Genomic DNA, 261 nt, shown 5'->3' with positions numbered 1-261 from the left:
CGAGATCATGCCCCTTCCCAAGCCGTCCAACGGCACGGAGGCCGCGCGTGGCCAGTGATGGCGGCCTGGGCCTGGCGCTGACGGCCGGCGCGGATGCCGCGCCCGACGCCACGTCCGCCGAGGCCACGTCCGTCATCTTGCAGGCCTGGCGCGAGCGCGGCGATGACCGGCTCGATCCGGTCGGCTTCCACTTCATCGAGGCGCTGGCCCGGCGCGCGGCCACCCACGCCGGCGCCGCCCGCGCCCGGCTGGACGAGCGAC

General features: G+C 76.6%; 1 protein-coding gene. It reads left to right on the top strand.

What is annotated here, in order from left to right; all coding sequences use genetic code 11:
• Positions 1-77: 77 nt before the first annotated feature.
• On the top strand, positions 78-261 hold a 184-nt coding region (locus SB764_RS41670), incomplete at its 3' end, for a DUF2894 domain-containing protein (protein WP_410866986.1).

Source organism: Paraburkholderia sp. SIMBA_027 (assembly GCF_046535315.1).
In the GTDB taxonomy this organism is placed as follows: domain Bacteria; phylum Pseudomonadota; class Gammaproteobacteria; order Burkholderiales; family Burkholderiaceae; genus Paraburkholderia; species Paraburkholderia tropica.
The sequence above is the reverse complement of the archived record's forward strand: the minus strand, read 5'-3'. Positions and strand labels throughout refer to the sequence as shown.